Annotated in this window: 13 protein-coding genes and 1 pseudogene; 10 read left to right on the forward strand and 4 right to left on the reverse strand. The window is 70.7% G+C overall.

The features are described 5' to 3' along the window. Window positions 1-125 precede the first annotated feature (125 nt). The 5 genes and pseudogenes from AB0I22_RS28865 to AB0I22_RS28885 form a co-directional block, all read left to right on the forward strand. Window positions 126-977, forward strand: a complete 852-nt coding sequence (locus AB0I22_RS28865; RefSeq protein WP_363133877.1) for an NmrA family NAD(P)-binding protein — start codon at window positions 126-128, stop codon at window positions 975-977. 39 nt (window positions 978-1,016) lie between these two features. Next, window positions 1,017-2,027, forward strand: a complete 1,011-nt coding sequence (locus AB0I22_RS28870; RefSeq protein ID WP_363133878.1) for an AraC family transcriptional regulator — start codon at window positions 1,017-1,019, stop codon at window positions 2,025-2,027. A 403-nt stretch (window positions 2,028-2,430) separates the two neighbouring features. Then, on the forward strand, window positions 2,431-3,120 hold the full coding sequence (locus AB0I22_RS28875) for an ABC transporter ATP-binding protein (protein ID WP_363133958.1): 690 nt from the start codon (window positions 2,431-2,433) through the stop codon (window positions 3,118-3,120). An 80-nt stretch (window positions 3,121-3,200) separates the two neighbouring features. Beyond that, window positions 3,201-5,342: a hypothetical protein gene (locus AB0I22_RS28880; protein ID WP_363133879.1), complete on the forward strand. Its 2,142-nt coding sequence runs from the start codon at window positions 3,201-3,203 to the stop codon at window positions 5,340-5,342. A gap of 512 nt (window positions 5,343-5,854) precedes the next feature. After that, a pseudogene (locus tag AB0I22_RS28885) lies at window positions 5,855-6,058 on the forward strand (hypothetical protein); the annotation flags it as partial. A gap of 5 nt (window positions 6,059-6,063) precedes the next feature. Here AB0I22_RS28885 and AB0I22_RS28890 read toward each other — a convergent pair. Next, window positions 6,064-8,655, reverse strand: coding sequence for a 2Fe-2S iron-sulfur cluster-binding protein (locus AB0I22_RS28890; protein WP_363133880.1), 2,592 nt, complete (start codon window positions 8,653-8,655; stop codon window positions 6,064-6,066). Between the two features lie 1,466 nt (window positions 8,656-10,121). Here AB0I22_RS28890 and AB0I22_RS28895 point away from each other — a divergent pair. The 4 genes from AB0I22_RS28895 (at window position 10,122) to AB0I22_RS28910 (ending at window position 13,668) form a co-directional block, all read left to right on the forward strand. Next, complete coding sequence (locus AB0I22_RS28895) at window positions 10,122-10,751, forward strand: DUF1453 domain-containing protein (protein WP_363133881.1); 630 nt, start codon at window positions 10,122-10,124, stop codon at window positions 10,749-10,751. Between the two features lie 140 nt (window positions 10,752-10,891). Next, window positions 10,892-11,986 (forward strand): histidine kinase, encoded by a 1,095-nt coding sequence (locus AB0I22_RS28900; RefSeq protein WP_363133882.1) that lies wholly within the window; start codon window positions 10,892-10,894, stop codon window positions 11,984-11,986. After that, window positions 11,983-12,645 (forward strand): response regulator transcription factor, encoded by a 663-nt coding sequence (locus tag AB0I22_RS28905; RefSeq protein ID WP_363133883.1) that lies wholly within the window; start codon window positions 11,983-11,985, stop codon window positions 12,643-12,645. The genes AB0I22_RS28900 and AB0I22_RS28905 overlap by 4 nt, the downstream gene beginning before the upstream one ends. A 396-nt stretch (window positions 12,646-13,041) precedes the next feature. Beyond that, window positions 13,042-13,668, forward strand: coding sequence for a hypothetical protein (locus tag AB0I22_RS28910; RefSeq protein WP_363133884.1), 627 nt, complete (start codon window positions 13,042-13,044; stop codon window positions 13,666-13,668). A gap of 44 nt (window positions 13,669-13,712) precedes the next feature. Here the strand turns inward: AB0I22_RS28910 and AB0I22_RS28915 are convergent, their stop codons facing one another. The 3 genes from AB0I22_RS28915 to AB0I22_RS28925 all read right to left on the reverse strand — a co-directional run bounded on the left by AB0I22_RS28915 (window position 13,713) and on the right by AB0I22_RS28925 (window position 21,730). After that, window positions 13,713-18,686, reverse strand: a complete 4,974-nt coding sequence (locus AB0I22_RS28915) for a DNA repair ATPase (RefSeq protein WP_363133959.1) — start codon at window positions 18,684-18,686, stop codon at window positions 13,713-13,715. A gap of 213 nt (window positions 18,687-18,899) precedes the next feature. Next, window positions 18,900-20,969 (reverse strand): SPFH domain-containing protein, encoded by a 2,070-nt coding sequence (locus tag AB0I22_RS28920; protein ID WP_363133885.1) that lies wholly within the window; start codon window positions 20,967-20,969, stop codon window positions 18,900-18,902. Window positions 20,970-21,034: 65 nt separating this feature from the next. Next, complete coding sequence (locus tag AB0I22_RS28925; protein WP_363133886.1) at window positions 21,035-21,730, reverse strand: hypothetical protein; 696 nt, start codon at window positions 21,728-21,730, stop codon at window positions 21,035-21,037. A 298-nt stretch (window positions 21,731-22,028) separates the two neighbouring features. Between AB0I22_RS28925 and AB0I22_RS28930 the strand changes: the two genes are divergently transcribed. Then, window positions 22,029-23,123, forward strand: a complete 1,095-nt coding sequence (locus AB0I22_RS28930) for a helix-turn-helix domain-containing protein (protein WP_363133887.1) — start codon at window positions 22,029-22,031, stop codon at window positions 23,121-23,123. The last annotated feature ends 144 nt before the right edge of the window (window positions 23,124-23,267 follow it).

Raw genomic sequence — 23,267 nt, forward strand, 5'->3', positions numbered from 1 at the left:
TCCGCTACCGCCAGTAACACCCCCTGGTCCGCGAGCACGGAGGCCGCCAAGGGTGTGGACGTACGCGTATGGGATTGAGCTTCGCGGCCATGTTCCGGCTCAGCGGGGTGGAATTGACTGGGCTCATGAATCAGAACGCGGAGAACACACCGGCAGTTGAGGGAAAGACACTCGTCATCGGCGGTACCGGCAAGACCGGGCGGCGGGTCGCGGAGCAGCTGGTCGCCCGGGGGTGCGAGGTGCGGATCGGGAGCCGGAGGGCGGATCGGCCTTTCGTGTGGGAGGACCCGTCCTCCTGGGGCCCCGCGCTGGAAGGCGTGCGGAGCGTTTACGTGACGTACTTCCCGGACCTCGGCTTTCCGGGGGCGGCCGAGGCCGTCGGGGAGTTCTCGCGGGTCGCGGTGGAACGGGGAGCGCGGCGGTTGGTGCTGCTTTCCGGGCGGGGCGAGGAGGGTGCCCAGGTCAGTGAGGAGAGGCTCAAGGAGTCCGGTGCGGACTGGACGGTCGTACGGGCCGGCTGGTTCAACCAGAACTTCGACGAGGGCTTCTTCCTGGACGCGGTGCTCGGCGGCGAGATCGTGCTGCCGACCGGAGAGGCCGTCGAACCGTTCGTGGACGCCGACGACATCGCCGACGTGGTGGTGGCCGCGCTCACCGATACCGGGCGGCACGTCGGCAAAACGTATGAGTTGTCCGGGCCCCGGCTGCTGAGTTTCCGGGATGTGGCCGACGAATTGTCGAAGGCCACGGGCCGGCGGATCGACTACGTCCCGGTCACGCTCGACGAGTACCGCGCCGCCCTGGCGGAGAACGGGGCCCCTGCCGAGTTCGCCGACCTGTTCGCATTGATCACCGACGCTCGTAACGCTCACCTCGTGCACGGCGTCGAGGAGGTACTGGGGCGCGCGCCCCGCGACTTCTCCGACTACGCGCGCGACGCGGCGGCCGGCGGAGCCTGGTCCTCCCCGCGACGATGACGGCCGCCGCCGCTCCGTACCCATGCCTAAGGTGCAGACGTGGACACGATGGCCTGCCTGCTCGACGGACCCAAAGCCCGCGACGCGTTCATGATGAAGACGGTCCTCAATCCGCCGTGGTCCATCCGGATCGAGGACGGCGCACCGATCTCCGTGGTGACCATGGTGCGCGGCGACGCGTGGGTGTCCCCGGAGCACGCCCCGCCCCAGTTGCTGCGCCCCGGTGACGTCGCTCTGCTGCGGGGGCCCGACGCCTACACCATCGCCGACCGGCCTGGGACGCCCGTACAGATCGTCGTCGGGCCTGATCAGCGGTGCAGCACCGTGGTGGATGGGAAGGACGTCACGGAGAGTACGGCGCTGGGCGTACGGACCTGGGGAGAGGAGGAGCGGGCGGGGTCGTCCGTCATGCTCAGCGGTACGTACCAGGCGCCCGGCGAGGTCGGGCGGCGGTTGCTGGGCACGCTGCCCGCGCTGCTCGTACGGCCTGCGGGAACGGGGGCGGGGGCGGGCTCAGGGGACAGTCCGTTGGTGCGGCTTCTCGCCGATGAGATCGGCAAGGACGAGATCGGTCAGGGGCTGGTGCTCGACCGGCTGCTGGACCTCCTGCTCGTCGATGTGCTGCGCGCCTGGCTGGCCGCGCCGGGTTCGGGGGCGCCCGGTTGGTACAGCGCGCAGGCCGATCCTGTCGTCGGGCCGGCGCTGCGGTTGCTGCACGAACAGCCCGCCACCGCATGGACGGTGGCCTCGCTCGCGGACTCCGTCGGTGTCTCCCGCGCCGGGCTCGCGCGCCGTTTCACTCAGTTGGTCGGCCGCCCGCCCATGGCCTACCTCGCCGACTGGCGGGTCTCCCTCGCCGCCGATCTGCTGCGCGAGCCGGAGACGACGATTGAGACGGCGGCTCGGCGCGTCGGCTACAGCGGGGCCTTCGCGCTGAGCGCGGCCTTCAAGCGGATTCGGGGGGTGAGTCCGCAGCAGTACCGCAAGGGCAGTCATGCGCAGTCTGCCAAGCAATTCACCGCATCGGGACAGACCGTCGTGCTCGGCTGACGGCGTGCGGCCTACACCTACTCGTACGGGACCAACACCAAGGTCGCGCAGAACCAGAAGGCCAACGGCAGGTCCCACGCGGACTACAAGCGTGCCGCCGGCGGCGGCGACACGTATCACCTGTGGAACGCGAGCGGCCCGGGTACGACCCAGTACAGCGGCGTGGGAAGCACCGTCACCCAGCTCCGGTCCTGCAACTGGGTTCCGGACAACGATGACAAGTGCGGCAGCTGGGCCTACCGGCAGTAGAGCGTCGTCTGGCGGCTTGAAATCCCTGCCGCCGGATTGATTCAACTGAGAATCAGAACGGTGGAGGGGCGGTGGCGCAGCTGCCGCCCCTCCACTCGCGTTTCGGGCCGGATGAACAAGCGGGGAAGGTGCGGTGGGCCAGGAGATGGGCAAGATGTCAGGGGACAGACCGGCGTTGGCGATTCATGGCCTCGGATATGAGGTCGCTGACCGGGTGCTGTTGGAGGCTGTGAACCTTCAGGTTTCTGCCGGCGAGTCCGTGGCTGTAGTGGGGCCGAGCGGTAGTGGCAAGAGCACCCTGCTCAGTTGCGCTCTGGGGCTCATTCGCCCGTCCGCCGGGTCGGTGGAAGTGGCCGGCGCCAATCTTTCCCGCATGAGGCAACGGCGGCTGGAGCGGCATCGGAGCAGTCACATCGGAGTGGTTTTCCAGTTCGGGGAACTACTGCCGGAGCTGACTCCTGTAGAGAACGTCGCATTGGCGGCACTGCTCGGCGGGATCGACGCACAGCAAGCTTACGCACGCTCCGAGGCTTTGCTGGAGGAACTTGGAGTGCCGTATCAGGGGGTACCGACCGGGCGCCTCTCCGGCGGCGAACGCCAGCGTGCAGCCGTCGCACGAGCGCTGGTCAATGAGCCGACCGTGCTCCTGGCCGACGAGCCGACCGGGGCACTCGACTCGGTTGCCCGGGACAGCGTTGCGGATCTGCTCTTCTCTGTACCAAAGCGCTGGGGGTGCGCGCTGGTAGTCGTCACACATGACGCGATAGTCGCTGATCGGGCAGATCAGTGCTGGGAACTCGTAGGCGCCACACTCGTGCAGCGCGGCATGGGGGCTCAGGCATGAGCAGATCCAGCCTTCGGCGACAGCTTTGGCGAATGGGCCGGGCGTCGGGTCGGCGAGTCGGCGGCGGTCAAATTCGCACGGTGGCGTTACTTTTGGCGGCAGCGACCCTGGCTCTGGGACTTTCATCCGTTGCAGCGGTCTACGCTGCCTACGACGGCATCCACTCGCGGTCGGAGGCCCGGGGCCTTCAGTACCAGGAGGCCTTCCCCGGTCGTGAACCGGTTGCCTTGGCGATCAATGGCTTCGACGTAGTGGACGACCTTCAGCACAGCGTCGTCTACCTCCGTCCGCTGTCGAACAAGGCGCCGCTGCCTCCGGGGATCGACCGTTGGCCCGCTCCAGGCGAGGCTGTGCTCTCGCCGGCGTTGTTACGCACTCTCAAGGCCGAGGGAGCGGCGGACCGTTTCGGCAGAGTGGCCGGCTCGATCCGCGATGAGGGGCTGGCCAGTCCAGGTGAGCGCTATGCCTACGTCAACCCTCGTGACGGGCGACTGAACAAGAAGTCGGCGCTGCCGGTTGTCGGCTTCGGTGGACCGAAGTCGGCTCCCTCCGGTGATCTGCTGTTCATCAAGGACCGCGGACGCCTCCTTCCCGCGCTATATCTGATCTTGCTGCCGGCCGGCGTACTAGCCCTGGTTGCTGTGCGGATGGGGTCGACCGGCAGGGACAAACGCACGGCCTTGGTCAGTGCCCTCGGCGGCGGCTGGGGCGCCCGGGCATGGCTGAACATCGGTGAATCGGCAATTCCGGTATGCGCTGGTGCAGTTCTAGGAACGTTCCCTGGTCTCCTGGTGGCGTTCACCGGGGATGTCCGACTCCCTTGGATCGACTACTGGATTTCCTCGGCAGACCTGCAACGCTGGTGGTGGGCGTTGGTGCTCACCGGCGTCGCGGCAGCCATTGCCCTCCTGTTGTTCGTATGCCTGCTGCACCGCACAGGCAGAGGGCGGAAGACGAGATCTACCCGACTGGCTGCCCGCAGCAGTCAAGCCATCCGCTGGGCGGCCCTAGCCTCCCCATTGCTGGTCTTCGCGACCGTTTGGGGCCCGGCTCAACTGGATCCTGCTCAGCATTCCGACCTCAGGATGAAGCTCTACAACACAGGTGTGGTTGCAGTGCTGGTAACGCTACCGTGCGCCGTAGCCGTCGCCACAGCCGCCATTGGAGGGCGACTTGCACAGTCGACAAGGCGCACAGGCAGTGTCGGAACACTCGTTGCCGGCCGGCACGCTGCGACCCACCCAGGCGTCACAGCTCGCCTGGTCGCGGGTGTAGGGATAGCCATGGTGGTGGTGAGCCAATTACAGCTAACCTCACTCCAGTTCGGCGAGACCGCCCGGGCCGCCCAGGCCACGGCCAATCGAGTCGGCACCACCGTGCTGATATTGGATATACGTCCGGACCGGTTGACTTGGAATCAGATATCGACCGTACTCCACCGCCTTCCACCGATCGCCGTAACGCTTTCCTTGCAGCAACCGAGAGACCCGCGCTCCAACGACCCAGTCCTACTACAAGGCCCGTGTCATGCCTTGCAGGCGGTCAAACTGCCCTGTGCCTCGGGCACCACCAGAGCGACGTCGAACGGCGCAGACAAGCGGATAGCAGAAGCCGTTCGCTGGACCAGCCCCGTCGCAGGCCGCTTCGACGTGCGGCAGGGTACGGTGCTCTCGGACAAGACAGCCGGCAAGGAGGGCACTTTCCTTCTGTTCTCCGCTGACGGCAAGAGCTTGCCCGTAGACCAAATCAAGCAATTGCTTCGGAACGAGTTGCCGGCTGCTACAGCCAGCGTCGATCCTCCCGGGGCGAGCTGGCTGATCGGCGCCAACCTCTCAGCAGCTCACGGCAGGTGGGTGATGTTCCTCGGCGTTCCGGGTGTACTGATCCTCGCTCTGGCTGTCGCACTCGCCAACCTCGCCGAGTTTCTCCGGTTCAGCCGCATGATTGCACCGCTGAGTGTGCTCACCGGGAAACGGAAGATCTACTACTCGACAGCGGCCTGGGGGTTGCTCGCCCCATTGATCGCGGCGATCGTCACCAGCGTCATCGCCGCAGTATGGCTGGCAGTACCACAGGAGAAGCCAGCTGATGGAATTGAACTGTCCAGCGGCATGCTCACCGGCACCGCGGCAGCTCTGGGTGTTCTGTCCATCCTCACGTGGTGGTGGGGGTCCCGCGCGGCAATTCGCCAGTCCATCCAGTGGCAGCCTCATGGCGAATAGGGAAATCGCTCACCTATGAGCAGTGCACGGAAGGTATCTGGCGAAGCGCCAATGCATGACAGTGAGGTGCGGGGCTCGGGGCTCGCTCCCTGGCCACGGAAAGTCATCAGGACAGCGTTGGTGCCGGACGGTTCCCGATCACGGGCCCGTGCCGCCGACGCCGTCGCGGCGTGGACGCGTGCACGCACGTTGACAGGTGCCGAGCACGTTCCTGGACGCTACGCCCGGCCCTCGGCGGCATTCTGGACGAGCGCGTACACGTACGCGACGTACGCAGAGACGCACGCATAGACGCGTGCGTATGGGGTTGAGCTTTATGGCCATGTTCTAGCTCTACGGCGCGGAATTGACTGTGCTCATAACTCAGAACGCGGAGAAGACACTCGTCATCGGCAGCACCGGCAAGGCGGGCGGCGGGGTGTGCGGGCCGGGAACGGGAAGGCGGAGCGGCCTTTTGTGTGGGAGACAAGTCCTCTTGGAGCGGCGCGCTCGATGGGGTGCCGGAGACGGCGGCTCGGCGCGTCGGCTACAGCGGGGCCTTCGCGCTGAGCGCGGCCTTCAAGCGGATTCGGGGGGTGAGTCCGCAGCAGTTTCGGAACGGTAGTTGGGGCGGTAGTCGGAACGGGGTCTGGGACAGGGGGTGGGGGTGTGGGATTGCTGAGGAGGGGCGGTTCATGGGTTCGGGTTCGGGGGAAACCGTCGTGCTCGGCGGGTGACCGCCTCAGGCGGGTCCCGGGTCGCTGATGTCGATGGTGGTGGGGGCGAGGGAGCGGGATACGCAGGTCAGGACGTAGCCCTGGGCTCGTTGCTGCTTGGTCAGGCAGTTGGGCTGGGACATTTCCACGTCGCCGCTGAGGAGCTTCACCCGGCATTCACCGCAGTTGCCGGCCGTGCACGAGAACGGCATCGGCAGGTCGGCGTCCAGGCCCGCTTCCAGGAGCGACTGGCCGGGGGCTGCATCGGCCGTGCCGAGGTTTTCGGGGCCGTTTCGGACGGTCATGGTGGGTTGGGGGGGCTCGGCGGCGTGGTCGGTGCCGGAGGCCGCCGGTTCGGCTGCCGCGGGAGGCTGGGCGAAGCGTTCTTCGTGCGTACGGTCCGGTGTCACGCCGAGCGCGGCGAGGGTCTCGCGTACGCCCGCCAGCATCGGCTCGGGGCCGCAGGTGAAGAAGTGGGCCTGCGGGGACGGGGCCAGGGCGGTCAGTTCCCGGCGGAGGGTCTCCGGGGTCAGGAGCCCGGTGCCGCCCGTCCATGACTCGGGCGGGTCCGCGAGTACGTGGCGGACCGTGAGCCTGTCGGGGTGCTCGGCGCGCAGGGCTGCCAGCGACTCGGCGAAGATGATGTCGGGTTCGGCGCGGTTGCCGTAGAGCAGGGTCAGGCGGGTGGCCGCGGTGGTGGCCAGTACGGTGCGGATGATGCTCATCACCGGGGTGATGCCGCTGCCGCCTGCGAGGAGTACGAGTTCGGGGCCGACCGACCCCGGGTTCGCCACGCAGAAGTCGCCCGAGGGGCCGTGCAGTTGGAACCGGTCGCCGACCTTGGCGGCCTCATTGAGATGGACCGAGCACAGGCCGCCCTGTACGCGCTTGACCGTGAGGGTGAGGCGGGTCGATCCAGGGGCCGAGGATGCCGAGTACGAGCGCCGTACGTAACGGCTGGCGGGGCTCACGCCCGTAACGTCCGGGACTCCCACTGTGAAGTACTGGCCCGGCTTGAACTCGAACGGCGCCCCGGTCGCGTCCTCCAGGACCAGCGTGACGGCGTCGGCGGTCTCGCGTATGACGTCGGTGACGCGTACGTCCCTGGGGTGTCGTGGGGTGGTCTTCAGGCTCGTCGCCGGTGTGCTCGGTGTACGGGGTGTGGCCGATGTGCCTGTTGCGCCCGGTGCGCTGTTGGCTTGGGCCGCCTCCTCCAGCGTGTCGGCCAGGCGCGCCAGCGAGTCGGACAGGGCGCGGCTCAGCCGCTGGACGCCCTGGCCCAGGGCGGGCGGGAGGTGGCCGAGGAGCGCGGCGGCCCGAAGGCTCGGGCGCGCGGGGCGGCTTGGTTGCCCCTGGTCTGTTTCGGCGAGCCCCTCGTCGCGGAGCTGCCGGCGGTAGCCGAGGTCGATCATGCGGCGGGTCAGGTTCGGGAACGCGAGGAGCGGCTTCCCCAACAGCCGCGCCACCGTCCCCTTCGCGCCGCCGCTCTGGTTGGCGGCCAGGTGCTGCGCGGCGAGGCCCATGAGGTCGGGGACCGTGGCCCTGTCCACGTGCGCGGAACGTTCCCAGACCTGCGCCGCTTCGAGCGCGTCGTTCACCTGTACGTGCGCGTGCTGGACGTTCACGAGCAGTGCCGCGTGCGGGGCTTGGCCACTGGACGTCAGCCGTTCGAGCAGCGACGGCTCATCGGTCAGGTACGCGGTGCCGCTCAGGTGCAGCACGTCGGAACGGCCGGGAACGAGCACCACCACCGAGACGGTCTCGTCCGCCAGCAGGTTGTGGAAGGTGTCGGTGCGCTGATTGCCCTTGCGGTCGGGAATGGCCAGGGTCGAGCCGTCCAGGATGTGCGCGAATCCGGGGGTGTCGCCCCGGGGGCTGGTGTCGCTCGTCCCGCCGGTGCCCCAGGAGGACACGACGAGGAAGGGCGCGGAGGCCAGGAGGGTTTCGACGGCGGGGTCGGTCAGTGGGGCGTTCTCCTTGGTGGGGGCGTTTGTTGGTGCTGTTGGTGCTGCCGGTGTGGTTTGCGGGGGCGGCTCGGCGGCGGGTGTCGGACGCGGGTTCCGCCACAGGCCGGAGCGGAGGACGGACTTGGCGCAGTGGACGTACGCCTCTTCGACGGTGATGACGAGCCTGTCGGCGGTGCACGTCGATACGGAACCGTTGAGGCGCAGCGTCTCGCCGACGCCGGGGAGGAAGAAGACGAAGGACGCGCCGCTGCCGGGGGCGGGGGTGGGGGTGGGGGTGGGGGTGGGGGTGGGGACAGGGCTGTTGGCAGCGGGGTCGGGGTCCTGGTCGTCGGAGGGGAGGCCCCGGAGGTTGAGGGATATCCGCTGCGGCGACTCGACGCTGACGAACCCTGGTGCGCCGCCGACGATCGTCGTATGCGGGCGCCCTTGCCGGTCGCGATAGCCGAAGCCCGCGATCGGGGAGGCGGCGAGTACGCGCCGACAACCGTCGTCGAGTGCGTCGACCTCCTTCAACCGCGCCATGTCCGGCACCCGCCCGACGATCGCTTCCAGTTCGTCGGCGGTAGTGATGCGGTGCGGGGGTGTGGTGGGGGTGGGGGTAGCGGTGGGGGCGTGGGTCGGAATCGCGGGATCGGGTTTCTGAATCGCCATGATCGGGCTCGCTCACTCGGGTCGGGTGGGTGGGCGGAGAGCTTGCGGGATGCCGACGGGGACGGCGCGGGCGCGGGTACTGGTGCGGGTGCGGGTCTTGTGCGACGAGGCGCACATCGGCTGGGGCTGGTGCCCGCGCGCTACTGTCCCGGCACTTCCACCGCAGCTCAGGGCATAATTATGAGCAATTACTCGCATCATTCGGTACTCGCTTTTGGCCCGCCCGAGGGCAGGTCGCCATGGCCTACGCGCAGCGTCGGCCGCAATAGCTCGAACAGCCATGACGGCTGCGGGTGGTACGCCCGGAGCCGGCGCGGCGAGCCCTCGCGCCACCGTTGCTCACCTTTTCCCGGCCTACGGTCGACGAGCCCGGGTCCGGTCGGGGGGCGGGGAGTTCTGGTGGTGGGGGGGTGGGGTGGTGGGAGGGGTGCTGCTGGGTGGGGCGTGTGGTGCTGGATGGGGCGGTATTGCCGGTGGGTGGGTGCTTGTTTCGTCTCGGACCCTCCGGGTCCAAGGCGCCACCAGCGGGAGGGGAGGGGGCCGGGCTGCTCTCGGTTCGCTGACTGCGGGCGGGTTCTCGGCTGGGGTCAGGGAGGGCTTGCTGCGCTTTGCCCGCTGGTTGCTGCCGCGATGGGGTTGGTGCAGGGGTCTTCGGGTGCGGGTGAGTTCTTGGCTTGGGCCTGTGATCCACGGCAATGGGCAGGGGGTGCGGCTCGCTGCGCTGCGCCTTGGTCGTGGTTGCTGTCCGGGGAGGGTTTCCGCAGGCAGGGGAGGGGTGTGAGGGTGTGGAAACTCCCCTCCGACGCCTGCGCGCCCGATATGCCCGGCCTGGCAGGTTGAATGGGCAACCGGTTGGGGTTTCCATCCGATTCCGCGCCCGGTATGGCGCTTTTGCCTGATGGAAACTCCTACCTACTTGCCGGTAGCCAACGAGACCCCTCGACGGGGCAGCGTCCGGCCGCGCAGCGCAGCGGAGCCCTCCCTGACCTCGACCCGAACCGGGCGACGGTCAGCGAACGGACCCAGGCCACCCACTCCCCACCCCTGCCGGATCATTGGGCCGCAACCCACCCCCAGCCCCCACCCGAAAACCCCACCGAGACCACTTCGCGGCAGCAACCAGCAGGCAAAGCGCAGCGAGCCATCCCTGACCTCAGCCACGCGCACGGCGACGGGCCGCGAACCGACAGCAGCCCGGCCCCCTCCCCTCCCGCTGGTGGCGCCTTGGACCCGGAGGGTCCGAGACGAGACCCGCACCCGGCCGGGCGCAATACCGCCCCACCCAGCAGCACCCCTCCCCTCCCCCCACCCCGGGTGGAGAGATTTCTCCACCCGCATTTACGGCAGCCGCCCCACGTAAAAGAAGGGGCTGAAATCTAGCTTTGAGGAGTCGCTGACGGAGATCGATCGCATTGGGAGGCACCGCCATGAGTGGGCCCGTTGAGATAGTTCTGATTATTGCCGCTGTGTGCTACGTCATGGTTCGCCGGATGATGGGGGAGCCGGCCGAAGCCAAGCGGATGCTGATTCTTCCCGCCGTGCTCTCGCTGGTCGGGGTGTCCAACTTGTCGGGGCACCACCTCGATATGGTCGCCATCGTGTTCCTGGTCGCCACTACCGGGGTCAGCATTCTTCTCGGGGTGCTGCGCGGCATGAGTATTCGGCTGTCCAATCAGGACGGTCTGGTGTTCATGCGCTACACCTGGGTGACCGTGGCGCTGTGGGTGCTGAATATCGTGGTGAAGATCGGGGCGAACCTCGTGCTCGGGGCCGTCGACTCGCACATGTCCGACGCGGCGAGCAACAGTCTGCTGCTGACGGTGGGCGTGGGCATGCTCGCCGAGGGCCTTGTCGTGCTGGGGCGGGCCGTGCGTACCGACAGCCGTGTCGTGTGGGCCGCCGGCAAGGACGGGCAGCCGCACACCTCCTCGCCCTTCATCGACAGCCTTCAGGAGCGTTTCGCGGGCAGCGGGGTGTCCGGCGGCGCTTCCGAAGGCCGCGGTTCAGGGCGCGGTTCAGGGCGCGGTTCAGGGCGCGCCTCTATGCTTGACGCGCTTCGGGATGCCGACTCCCGCCAAGACCACCGCCGCAGCTGAGGTCGGGAGTTCACCTCGTGTCATCCACCGGCACCGGATCAGAGACCAAGAGTCCCCGATCCGGCTCCCGATTCAGCACTCGTTTCAGCTCTCGTTTCGGCTCCCGTAACGGCGACGACCTCGCCCAGCCCTTCGCCGCCGTGACCGCGACCATCCTGACCGCGATCCAGATGCCCGGCGTGCACCTCGTCGCCCCGCCCCTCGCCATCGCGCTCTTCGTCGTGGTGGCGGTGTGTTCCATCGCCGCGATCTTCTCCTGGTCCCGGCTGTCGCAGCGGGCGCAGGTCGCGCTCGCGGGCACGTACGCCGTACTGGCGGCCGTGCTCCTCCCCCTCGCGCACAGCACCATGGCCCCCTTCTACGCCTACTCCGCCGCCGCCACCGCGGGCGCGAAGCTGGCCTCCCGGCGCGCCGCCGTCGGTGTGGCGTTGGCGGGGGCGTTCAGCGCCGCGGCGACGGTGTGGATCGCCGAGCGGCTCTCCCCGTCGCCCGACTACTGGCCCTGGTGGCTGGCCCTCTCCGTGGGCCTGCCCGTCTATATGGGCATCTCGAAACGGGACCGGCGGGAAGCGCTGGAGAGCGCCCAGCTCGCGGCGGCCGAGGCGCAGCGCGCCACCGAGTCCGAGGCCCGTATGGCCAAGCTCATGGAGCGGGGCCGCATAGCCCGCGAGATCCACGACGTGCTCGGCCACTCCCTCTCCGGCATCGCCCTCCAGCTCGACATGGCCGACGCCCTCAGCCAGAAGGAACGCACCGAGGAAGCCCTCGTGGCCGTCCGCCGGGCCAGGGCGCTGGCCGTCGACAGCATCGCCGAGACCCGGCACGCCGTGCACGCCCTGCGCGAGGACACCCTCCCGCTGGAGGAGGCCCTGCGGCTGATGGCCGAGGGCGAGGGGGTCGCCTTCGACGTTCTCGGCGAGCCCGCGCCCGTATCCGTCGAAACCGCGCAGACGGCGCTGCGCGTGGCGCAGGAAGCCCTGACCAACGCCTTGAAGTACGCGCCCGGAGCCCCCCGCTCGATGACGCTCGAATTCACCGCCGACGCGGTCTCCCTCACCGTCGTCAACGAGCCGGCGAGCGCCCCCGTACCGCGCGCCGGCACCGAGGGCACCGGGATGGGGCTGGTCGGCATGCGCGAGCGCGCCGCCCTGGTGGGCGGTACCCTCCGCGCCGGACCCAACATCGAGGACACCGCACAGGGCGGGTGGACCGTAAAGCTGGAGGTGCCCAGGTGAGCAGTATCAAGTTGGTGGTCGTGGACGATCAGACGGCCGTCCGCGAGGCGTTGGCGGTCATGCTCGACCTCGACGACGACGTGGACGTGGTGGCGACGGCGACCAACGGCGAGGAGGCGGTGGCGGCCGTCGCCGAGCACCGGCCCGACGTCGTCCTCATGGACCTCAACATGCCGGTCATGGACGGCGTCGAGGCCACCGGACGCATCCGTGCCGCCAATCCGCAGTCGACGGTGGTCGTCCTGACCACCTTCGAGGACGACGAATCGATTCTGGCCGCGCTACAGGCCGGCGCCGGCGGCTATCTGACCAAGGACGCGGGCCGGGACACCATCCTCCAGTCCGTACGGAGCGCCAGCCACGGCCAGGCCGTTCTCGCGCCCGAGGTGCAGCGCCGGCTGCTCACCCTCGCCACCCGGCGGCCCAAGCCCGCCGCCGAGCAGGCCGCCATGCTCACCGCGCGCGAGCGGGAGGTGCTGCGCCTGATCGGCGACGGGCTGCGCAACCCCGAGATCGCCGCACGCCTCGTCATCAGCGAGGCCACCGTCAAGACGCACATCAACAACCTCTTCGCCAAGGCTGACCTGCACTCCCGCGCCGAAGCCGTGCGCTACGCGCTGAGCGTTCTGCCGTCCGAAGGGGCCCCGCGACAAGGCTGACGCGTCCCCGTCAGCCCCGCCCCCGCCGGTCTCCACTCCTCCGCCCCCACCGGCCCCCACTCCCCCGGCCCCGCCCCGTCGGCCCCGCCCGCAGCACCGCCCCAGAGCCGCCCGTCCCCGTGACGGTGCGGCTCTCTTCGCATGCCCCGTCTCCGGTCTCAGCCCCGATCCCGATCCCGATCCCGATCCCGGTCCCGGTCCCGGTCCCGGTCCCGGTGTACGTCGGGTGGAGAGCCTTCTCCACCCGCAAGATACGGCGCTGACCCCACGACAGTTCTTCCCCGCTTCCGTAATTTTGAGATCGCCGCAGAGGAAAAGCCGGAACAGCGGAAATCAGAAACCACTCCGTATCCGGTCCGGCCCCCGCCCCGCCCCGCGAGAGGAAATCCCGTTCTCATGAACTATCTCCGCAATTTCGCCCCGTGGCTCGTCTACGCCGGTGTCTCCGTCTTCAACTGGCAGTTGGGCGCCCTTTCAGCCCTGGTCTTCTCGCTCTACCTGGTGGTGCAGGCGCGCCGGGCCGGTGTGGAAGCGAGCGCGCAGATCCTCGACTTCGGAACCCTCCTCTACGCCCTGGGCCTGACCGTCCTCGCCTTCACCCACCCGCACTCCTCGATCCATGAGCACGACAGCGCGATCTCCTCGGCCTGGCTGGCGCTCATCGGCTGGGCGAGCCTGGCCCTGCGGAACCCCTTCACGCTGGGGATCGCCCGCCGCAGCGCTCCCAAGGAGGTCTGGAACGCCCCGCACTTCATCCGCATCAACACGGTCATCACCATGGTGTGGACGGTCGGCTTCACCCTTTCCGCCGCCGGCGAGTTCACCTGCTCCGCGCTCGGCGCCGGGTCCGCCCTCCAGATCTTCTGCAAGGCCGCCGGGTTCGTCGTCCCCGCTATCTTCACGGCCCGCTACGTCAAGAAGGTCCGGGCCCGCGTCGCCGCCAAGATGGCCGCCATGGAGGCCGCCGCCCCTGCCGCTCCCGCCGCGGAGCCCGTCCAGCCCCTCGCCTACGCCAAGCCGTGACGAGCGGCCGGCCGGGGCCCCTGCCAGGGCCCTCCCTACGCCCCCTACGCCCCCTGCTCCCCCGCCCCGTTCCCCCGGTGCCTCGCCGCCGGGGGAACGGCCGCGCGTACGATCGCGGACTCCACCGCCGCGATGCGGTCGGCGAGCAGCCCCAGCGCAGCGAGGGTACGGACCCGCGGGTCCTCGTCCGCGCCGCCGAGGGCCTGCGTACGGACGTACGAGGTCTTGATCTCCGCCCAGCGCGCCGCCTGTTCGGGGCCGAGGGTGCCGCGCAGCTCGGCGAGTTTCAACAGGTTCGCCTCGGCGCCGGTGGTCAGGGTCTGGGCCTCGCCGGAGTAGTGGTCGTCGATGACGGCGGTCAGTTCGGCGTCGTTCATGACGGGCGCGATCCGCTCCACGATCTTGTTCATGTTGCGGTACGAGCCCTGGAGCTGGAACGGCGGCTCGGTGCGGCTGGCGTCCGTACGGGCCGCCGACGCGATGTACGCGGTGTTGACGGCGAGGACCGTGCGCCGGGCGGTGAGCAGGTGGCGCAGTACGGCGAGGACGCGGTCCAGCTCGGCCGGCGCGTACGGGTGGGACAGCCGGTCGGGCCGTACCCCCGTGTCGCCCTGGGCCAGCCGGATCAGCAGGTCGAGGTCGGACCGCTCGCGGGCCGCGAGGGGGGCCAGGACCGGGTTGGAGGTCAGGGCGTTCTCGACGAAGCTGAGGGCGAAGACGTCGTCCTTGCCGGACAGCACGTCGCCGAGGTTCCATACGTCGGCGCGGTTGGCGAGCATGTCGGGGATGCGGAAGAGCCCGCCGGACTCGGTGTAGGGGTTGCCGGCCATGCACACCGCGAACCGCTTGCCGCGCAGGTCGTAGGTGCGCGTGCGGCCGTTCCAGACGCCTTCGACGCGGCGCTGGGCGTCGCACAGTGAGATGAACTTCTGGAGCAGTTCGGGCGAGGTGTGCTGGATATCGTCCAGGTAGAGGAGGGTGTTGCTGCCCGCCTCCAGCGCGAAGTTGATCTTCTCGACCTCCTGCCGCGCGGTCGCGTCGGGCGCCTGCGCCGGGTCCAGCGAGGCGACGGAGTGCCCCAGGGACGGGCCGTTGACCTTGACGAGGGCCAGGCCGAGGCGGTCGGCGACGTACTCCATGAGGGTCGTCTTGCCGTATCCCGGCGGGGAGATGAGCAGCAGCAGGCCGCTGTTGTCGGTGCGCTTCGCGTCGCCCGCCGCGCCGAGCTGCTTGGCGAGGTTTCCGCCGATCAGCGGCAGGTAGACCTCGTCCAGCAGGCGGTTGCGGACGAAGGCGCTCATCACCTTGGGGCGGAACTCGTCCACCCGCAGCCGGGACCGCTCGGCCTCGACGAGCCGGTTGCGGCGCTGCTGGTACGCGCGGAAGCCGGGCACCCGCTCGTCGCGGAACGCCCGGGTACGGGCGAGGAGTTCGTCGATGCGGAGGTCGAGGCCGCGGCCGGTGATCCGGGGGTGGGCGCCGAGCAGGCCGTCGACCCGCGCCGTGAGCCGGGCGTCGGAGTCGTAGCGGGCCGCGTCGGGGCAGAGCTCGATGGCCACGGCCTCGGCCACGACGCCGGGCGGCACGTCCTCCCCGCTCCCGGCCAGGTACGAGCCCAGCCACGCCGCTACGAGCTGACGCCGGGCGTCGAGGGACGCGGCGCCGAGCGAGGCGGCGTCCAGCGAGACGACATCGAGGGGCGCGGCGTCGAGGGGCGCGACGGCCAGCGCCCGCAGCTCCTCGTCGTACGCCGGGCCGCCGCTCGCCCTGCGGAACTTCTCCAGCAGGGCCCGCGCCTCGCCGGACGCCGCGAATCCTTCCGGCCCGGCCGCCAGCTCCTCGAAGAGGTATTCGGCGGCGAGCGCGCCGGAAACCTCTTCCTGCCCTCCGTGCGCATCGACCGACGCATCGACCCGCCCTCCGAACGCGTCGACCTGCGCCGCCAGTTCCGCCGTCAGGTCGGCGATGGCCGGGGCCAGCCCGAACGTCTCCCGGGCCCGCGCCAGCGACCGTACGCGCAGCGTCCAGTGCTCGCGCGCCGCGCCGTCCAGGCCGTGCGTCCAGAAGATCTGGGCGGCGGCGCGGTCGGCCGCCGGGTAGCGCAGCAGCCCCGCGTCCGCGTGCAGGGCGAGCAGCGCGCCGAGGATCGCGGTGGCGTCGTGGTCGTGGACGCCGCGCTCGTACCCCTCGTCGTACGCGGCGTCGGCGGCGGTCCGCACCAGGGCGGCCAGCTCGTCGGGGCCCGCGCCGTACAGGGTGGCCGGGTCGTGGTCGGCGAGGATCTTCGCGGCGAGGTGTTCGGCGCGGTAGACGTCGGCGGACTCCGAGGGGAGGAGCTGGTCCCAGTACGGGCGGGTGTCCGCGAAGCCGGGGTCGGTGACCGGCGCGCGGTAGTCGGTGCCGGTCAGCGCGAAGGCGAGGGTGTCGCCGTGCGGAACGAGGGTCAGGTCGAGGGCCTGGGTGTTGACGGCGAAGCGGTGGCGGCCGAGCCGGATCGTCTCGCCGCCGTCGAGGTACAGGTCGGCGCGGTCGCGCAGGGCGCGTCCGGCCTCCTGGCGGGCGGCCTTCAGCCGGCCGTCGAGCTCGTCGGCCCGTACGCCGTCGCCGAGTTCGCGCAGTTCGTCGGCGGTGCGGCGGACCTTGGCGACCATGGGGTCGGACGCGAAGTAGGTGTTGACCGCGTCGAGGTCGGCGAGGGTGGCGGCCCGCCGGTTGATGGTCTCCAGGACCCGGTTCGCGGAGTCGGCGAGGCGTTCGGCGTGCCGGGCGCGGGCGTCCTGGAGGGTCTGCTTGCGGGAGGAGAACGCCTCGTAGACGTCGGTGCGCTTGGCGGACAGCTCGGTGAGGAAGTCGTCGGACTCGGCGAACCTTGCTTCCAGGTTCTCCAACTGGAGGAGCAGGCGCGCCAGTTGCTCCTCACACGCCTCGGGGGTGTCGGCGGCGGCCAGCGCGCCCGTGACGGCCTGCCCGAGCAGCGCGAACTCGGCGGCGAACTCGGCGCGCCCCTCGTGGTCGAGGAGTTCGCGGCGGCGCGCGGCGAGGGTGGCGCGGGCGCGGTTGACGCCGCCGAGCACCTCGGCGATCCGCTCCAGGATGGAGGTGCGTACGGTCGCGTCGCCGATGTCGAGGCCCGCGACGACCTCGGTGAGGATCTGGAGGCCCTCGGTGCGCTCGTCGAGGCGCTCGCCGACCGGGGCGGCCCCGGCGACGGTGGTGATGGCCTCCGCGTCGGCGGTCAGCCGCTCGACGTCCTCCTGGTACCCGTCGAACGCGTCGTCCTGCTGGAGGAAGTCCACGGCGCGCTGCGCGGTGGCGTCGATGTCGTCCGCCACCTCGGCGGCCAGCGCGTCGATCCGCTCGACGTCCGCGTACCGCAGCTCGCGCAGGGTCTCCAACCGGCCCTGGGAGCCCCGGAGTTCGGTGAGCTGCCCGACCCAGGCGTCGGCGCTGCGGGGCGCCTCGCCACGGATGCGCCGCACCAGCGAGGCGAGGTGCGCCGCGGCCTCGCCGAGCGCGTCGGCGGCCTGCTGGGTGAGGTTCTGTACGGTGTCGAACTCCGCCAGCACCTGCTCCGCGGTGCCCCGCACCCGCTCCAGGGGCTCCTGGAGGCCGCCCAGCGCGTCGTCGGCGAGCCAGTGGAAGCGGTCGGTGAGCCGGGAGCAGGCGTCGGTGATGGCCTCGAACCCGGCGCGCGTGCCGGTGGGCTCGGCGGCCGTCCGCGCCACGGTCAGCAGCTCGGAGACGCCGCGCACCAGGTCGGCGTTGCCCACCCGCTCCAGCGGCCCGGTGCCCGCGGCCCCGGCGGCGTACGTCTCGGAGACGTACGGGCTCTGCCAGGTCTGCACGGCGTGCACGCGGGACGGCCCGTCGGAGCCGGCGCGCAGCGCGATCAGCGTGCCGTCGTCGAAGAGCGCGTAGCCGTGGCAGAGCAGCGGGGTGGCGACCTCCTTGCGGATGAGGTTGTAGGACAGCAGCAGGGTGCGGCCGTCGGCGGGGTCGCGGAAGGCGTAGAGGACGTCCTCGCCGTTGGGCGAGGGGGTGGCCCCCTCGAAGCCGAGGCCGTCGGTGTCGAGGGCGTCGAAGGTGCGGGACGCGCCGGTGGCCAGGCAGTAGCCGCCGGGGAAGATGACGCCCTGGTCGTCGGGGAGGCGCAGGCACGCCTGGCCGATGCCGTCGAGCCGTACGACGGTGCGCGTGGTGGCGTTGTACACGAGGTGGCGCTGAACGCTCTCGTTGTACGGGCGTACGCGCAGCAGCACGAGCGGGCCGATGCGGGCGTGCTCGATGTCCGCGTCGGCCAGCGACTGGAGCGGCTCCTCGACGGGCTCGCTGTAGAGGCCCTCGGCGGACTCGGTGGTGTTCTCGGTCTTGACGGTGAGGGCGCCGCCGACGGTGGAGACGTAGATCCCGCCGCCGACCGCCACGTGCGGGTGGCGGCCGAGTACGTGGTCGTCGCGGGTGGTGGCGGTCCACTCGATGTCCTGGGACTGCGGGAGGGCGTGGTCGCGCTCGCCGCGCGCGTCGAGGTAGCGCGGCGTGCCGTCGGCGGCGAGCTGCCAGCGCAGGACGCGCAGGTCGCCGGGGTTCGGGCCGGTGCGGAAGACGGCGAGGAGCTTGCCGTCGACGCGCCGCAGGCGGCGGAGGGCGGCGGCGCGGTAGTAGCGGTGCAGCTCGCCGAACTCCCGCCGGAACGCGGAGTCGTGGAGCAGTTCGGGGAGGTCCTGCTCGTCGGCCTCTTCGAGGGCGACGCCGTCGCCCTCACGGCGCAGGGTGTGCAGCGCGAAGACGTCCTCGACGGCGGTCTCGGTGCCCGCGCCGTCCGGAGTGGTGTAGCCGAGGAGGAGCCGCCCGCCGACGGCGGCGACGTCGCACGGTACGCACCGCTGCTCGGTGCGCACCTGCTCGGTGCCGAGGAGCCGCAGCTCGGTGGAGCCGAAGGTCTCCACGCGCCGCGCGTTCAGCGCCTCCGCGCCGCGGGCCAGCTCGGCGGCCTGCGCGGCCAGCCGGTCGCGCAGCACCTCGTACGTACCGGCGTCGAGCCCACCGGCCGCCCCCGCGCCGTCCTCACGCTCCGCGCGCCCGTCCCGGCCCTCGGTGTTCACGTCCACCCCAACTCCCTGGTACTTCCGCTGTGCGCGGCGGGCCTGGGCCCGTCGTTCCGTTCCGCCTCGGCCACGCGCGGGCCGGGCCGCCGCCCCTGGGGCGCGGCGGGCCCGGCCCGCGATCGGGGGCTACTTCGCCCCGGCCGCCGCGCCGTTGAGCTGCGCGCCGCCCGGCTGTCCGCCATTGAGCCGCGCCGGACCCGCCAGGTCCGTGAGCTTCACATCGGCGAGGCCGCCCGCCTTCGCGGACTCCAGCAGGCCCTTGAGGGCGCCCGCCTGGGGGCCGCCGCCCGCGATGAGCTTGGTCAGCGCCCCGGCGATCGTCAGATCGCGCACGCCGTCCGCGCCCAGGCCGCTCAGCATCGCGCCGAGGTCCTGCGTGAAGGTCGAACCGTCCTTGTCCAGCCACGGGCCGGCCATGGTGCGGACCGCTTCGGAGTTGCCGACGAAGGCGTCCACGCCCTTGCCCAGGGCGATGGAGTTCACGAGGCGGTCGAAGAAGACGCTCTCCCCGCCGACGATGTCGATCTTCGCGTTCTCCAGGCCGGTGGCGAGCACCGTGGCCTGCGCCTCGGCGACCTGCCGGTGCACGTCGATGCCGGCCAGCCGGATGTCCTTCTCGGCCTCCAGACGGAGCCGGAACTCCTCGTGCCCGCGGCTCGCCGCGTCCAGCGCGGCCATCGCCGCCGCCTTCTCCGTGAGCCCCTCGGCCTCGGCCTTCAGCTTCTGCTTCAGCCCCTCGGCGCTCGCGAACGCCTTCTCCTTGGACACTTCCGCCTCGGCGCGGCCGACCTTCGCGATGGCCTCGGCGTTGCGCTCGCGCACCTCCGCCTCGGCGAGCCCGACGGCCGCGGCGTCCGCCCGCTTGCCCTCCGCCAGCTGCACGGCGGCCTGCGCGTCGAGGTCGGCGGCCTTGCGCCGGGCCTCGGCCAGGGCCAGCGTCTCGGCGGCCCGGTGACCGGCCGCCTGCTCGGCGGCCTCGGCCGCCTTGATGTCCTTGACCAGCCGCTCCTGCGCCTCGGCCTCGGCCCGGATGATCAGCGCCTGGCGCTCCCGCTCGGCCTCCTCGACCGTACGGAGCTTCTTGATCTCCTCCTCCTGGGCGGCGACGGTCTTCTCGACCGCGATCCGCTCCCGGACGACGTCCGCGATCTCCCGCTTCTCGGCCTCGACCTCCTTGTCGGCGGCGATGCGCCGCAGCTGCGTCTCCCGCTCCCGGGCGATGACCTCCAGCAGCCGGTCCTTCTCGATGCGCTCGTTCTCGATGGCGATGACGCGCTCGCGGTTCTTCTGCGCCACGGCGACCTCGCGGTCGCGGTTCTCGCCCTGGATGCCGAGCGCTTCCTCGGTCTTGATGTGCGCGCTGTGCGACCGCAGCCGCTCCTCGGCCTGCACCCGCGCCGTCTCGGCCTCTTCCTTGGCCCGTACGGTCTCGATCTCGCGGGTCTGCTTGATCTCGGCGTCCGCCTGGCGGCGCTCCAGCTCCAGCACCGCCTCGCGGGCCTCGACGTTCTGCCGGGTGATCTCCTTCTCCTCCGTGCGCTGGTACTCGTTGGTGCGCACGTGCTCGATCGCCGTCAGCTCGGTGATCTTGCGGATGCCCTGGGCGTCCAGGATGTTCGCGGAGTCGAGCTGCGCCATCGGCGTCTGCTCAAGGAAGTCGATCGCCGCGTCTTCGAGGTGGTAGCCGTTGAGGTCGGTGCCGATGACCGCGATGATGCGGTCCCGGAACTCCTCGCGCTTGGTGTAGAGGTCGACGAAGTCCAGCTGCTTGCCGACCGTCTTGAGCGCCTCGGAGAACTTCGCCGCGAAGAACTCCTGAAGCGTGCGCGGGTCGCTGGCGCGCTGGGTACCGATGGCCTGGGCCACCTTGACGACGTCCTCGACGGTCTTGTTGACGCGCACGAAGAAATTGATGTGGATGTCGGCGCGGATGTTGTCCTGGCAGATCAGGCCCTCGCGGCCGGTGCGCCGGATCTCGATGGTCTTCACCGAGATGTCCATGTACTCGGCCTTGTGCAGCACCGGCAGCACCACGGCGCCGGTGAAGGTGACGTCGACCCGTTTCGTCTTGGAGATGATCAGCGCCCTGCCCTGCTCGACCTTGCGGAACAGTCGGCTGACGGTGAACAGCACCCCGAGGGCGACGATCAGCAGGACGGCGACGAGCACGCCTATCCCGATGGCGGTGGTATCCATGGCGGAACCTCTGTCGAATCAGTTGCGGTAAAGGGAAGTCTGTATAAAAAGGGGGACCGGGCCGGTCAGTACGCCGGACTGCCGGGGTCGAGCGCTTTGCCGAACGGCACCTCGAAGGCCCCGATCCGGAAGAACTCGCCGTCGGCGTCGTAGTCGAAGATCAGCGCCGTCGCGCCCGCGGCGAGCCCGGACTCGTCCGTACGCACCTGGATGATCGCGGTCGAGCCGTCCTCGGCGGCCACCTCGGCCTGCCCGAACCCGCTGTCCACCCGGCCGGTGCGCACCACGCAGATCCGGCCCACGAAGTCCAGGCGCGAGGGCGGCCGTTCGTCGGGGAAGAGGCGGCGCAGCGGCCGTAGGAGCACCCAGGTGACGGCCCAGGAGCCCACGACGGCGCCGGCCAGGACGCCCGCGCCCAGGAGCGTACGCGTCAGCCCCTGGGCGTCGGTCTTCTCCAGCAGGACCGTTCCGGCGAGGGCGAGGAACCAGGCGAAGGCGGTCAGCAGCGACAGGACGACGGTGACCGGCACGCCCCCGAGCCCGGCCGCGGCGACGAGGCCCGTGAGCCCGCCCGGACCCGAGCCGTCGGCGTGTCCGTCGGCGGAGGCGTCTCCGTGGCCGTCGGAGAGGTCGTGGTGGCCGTGGCCGTCGGAGTCGACGCCGCCGACGAGGACGAGCAGCCAGTACGCGACGACGACCACCAGCGCGAAGCTGAACACGACGGCCGGGAAGCCGAGCGCGGCCGCGAGGAAGTCGTCCACCGGGCGCCGTCCCTTCGTTCTGTTCTCTCGTGAACTCCCGAGGAGTTCCTCCGCTGGGCGGGGACGGCGTCGCGGCGGGCCTCGGCGCCAGGTCCGTTTCCGGAACCTGGCACCGGGGCCGTCCCCCGTTGTTCCCCCTATATGCATATTGGCAGACGGGAACGGGTGTGTGCATTGCCGGGTTCCGGCAATCTTTATGGTTCCCTGATGCCGGGTGCTGGCCCCTTCGCGCGTCTGCCACCCTGGAAACCACGCGCTAAGAAACCGTCAAGGGCGCGTTAAGAGGTGGAGAGACCACGTGACAAAGCCGGAGCCGACCGAGGACTACCTGGCCGGCTACGCCGAGCTGCTCACCGAGGTGTCGGCGACCGGCCGACGGCTCAACCGCGCCGAACTGGAATCGCGCCGCACCCTCGGCGAACGCGCCGGGGAGAGCGGCCACGGGCTGCGCACCCTCGTCGTCGGCCACCTCGCCGCCACCCGCGCCCTGTGGTCCGAACTGCCCGCCACCACCGGCCCCACCGGAACACGCGGCCTGCGCGCCACCGCCGAGTCCGTCCTTGCCGTGACCGAGCAGGCGATCGACGCCTTCGCCGAGGGGTACGAGCGCGCGCAGCGGCTGGCCGTACGGCAGGAAGAGGCCGCGCGCCGCGAGTTCATCGACGACCTGCTGTACGGGCGCAGCGACCTGGGCCGCCTCTCCGGGCGCGCCGAGCGGTTCGGGCTGCGCCTCGCCCACGCCCACGCCGTCGCCGTCGCGACGGGCCCGGAGCCGTACGACGACGCGCACCCGGCGATGCGGCGGGTGGAGACGGCGCTCAACGGCCGGTTCAGCGAACGCCGCATCCTGCTGACCACCAAGGACGGCCGGCTGATCTGCGTGGCGCCGGGCGACGAGGACGACGTGCTCCGCTACTTCACCAAGCAGGCGCACGCCGCCACCGACGGCGGCCAGGTGGCCATCGGCCGCCCCCACGAGGGCGCGGGCGGCGTCGTGCACTCCTACGAGGAGGCGCTGGGCGCACTGGACCTCGCCTCGAAGATGGCCCTCGACGCCCCGGTCCTGCGCGCCGCCGACCTCCTCGTCTTCCCCGTCCTGACCCGCGACCGGCAGGCCCTCACCGACCTGGTGCGCTCCACACTGGCCCCGCTGCGGCAGGCCCGCGGCGGGCCGGAGCCGCTGCTGGCTACGCTCGACGCCTACTTCGACTCCGGCTGCGTCGCGGCGGAGGCCGCCCGCCGGCTGGCCCTGAGCGTCCGGGCCTTCACCTACCGCCTCAAGCGCATCCACGAGCTGACGGGGTCCGACCCCGCCGACCCGATGCACCGCTACACCTTGCAGACGGCGGTCATCGGCGCCCGGCTGCTGGACTGGCCCACGCGGGAGTTGTAGGGCGGGAGGCTGTAGGTGGCTTTATGGGCGGGGCTTACGGGCCGGGGCCGGGGACGTGCGGACGCCCGTACGCGCCGGGGCCGGGCGTACGGGCGCGTGCCGGGGCCGGCCGCGGCGACGGGGGAAGGGGCGTGCCACGGCCGG

Origin of the sequence: Streptomyces sp. NPDC050610 (genome assembly GCF_040654875.1) — a bacterium.
In the GTDB taxonomy this organism is placed as follows: domain Bacteria; phylum Actinomycetota; class Actinomycetes; order Streptomycetales; family Streptomycetaceae; genus Streptomyces.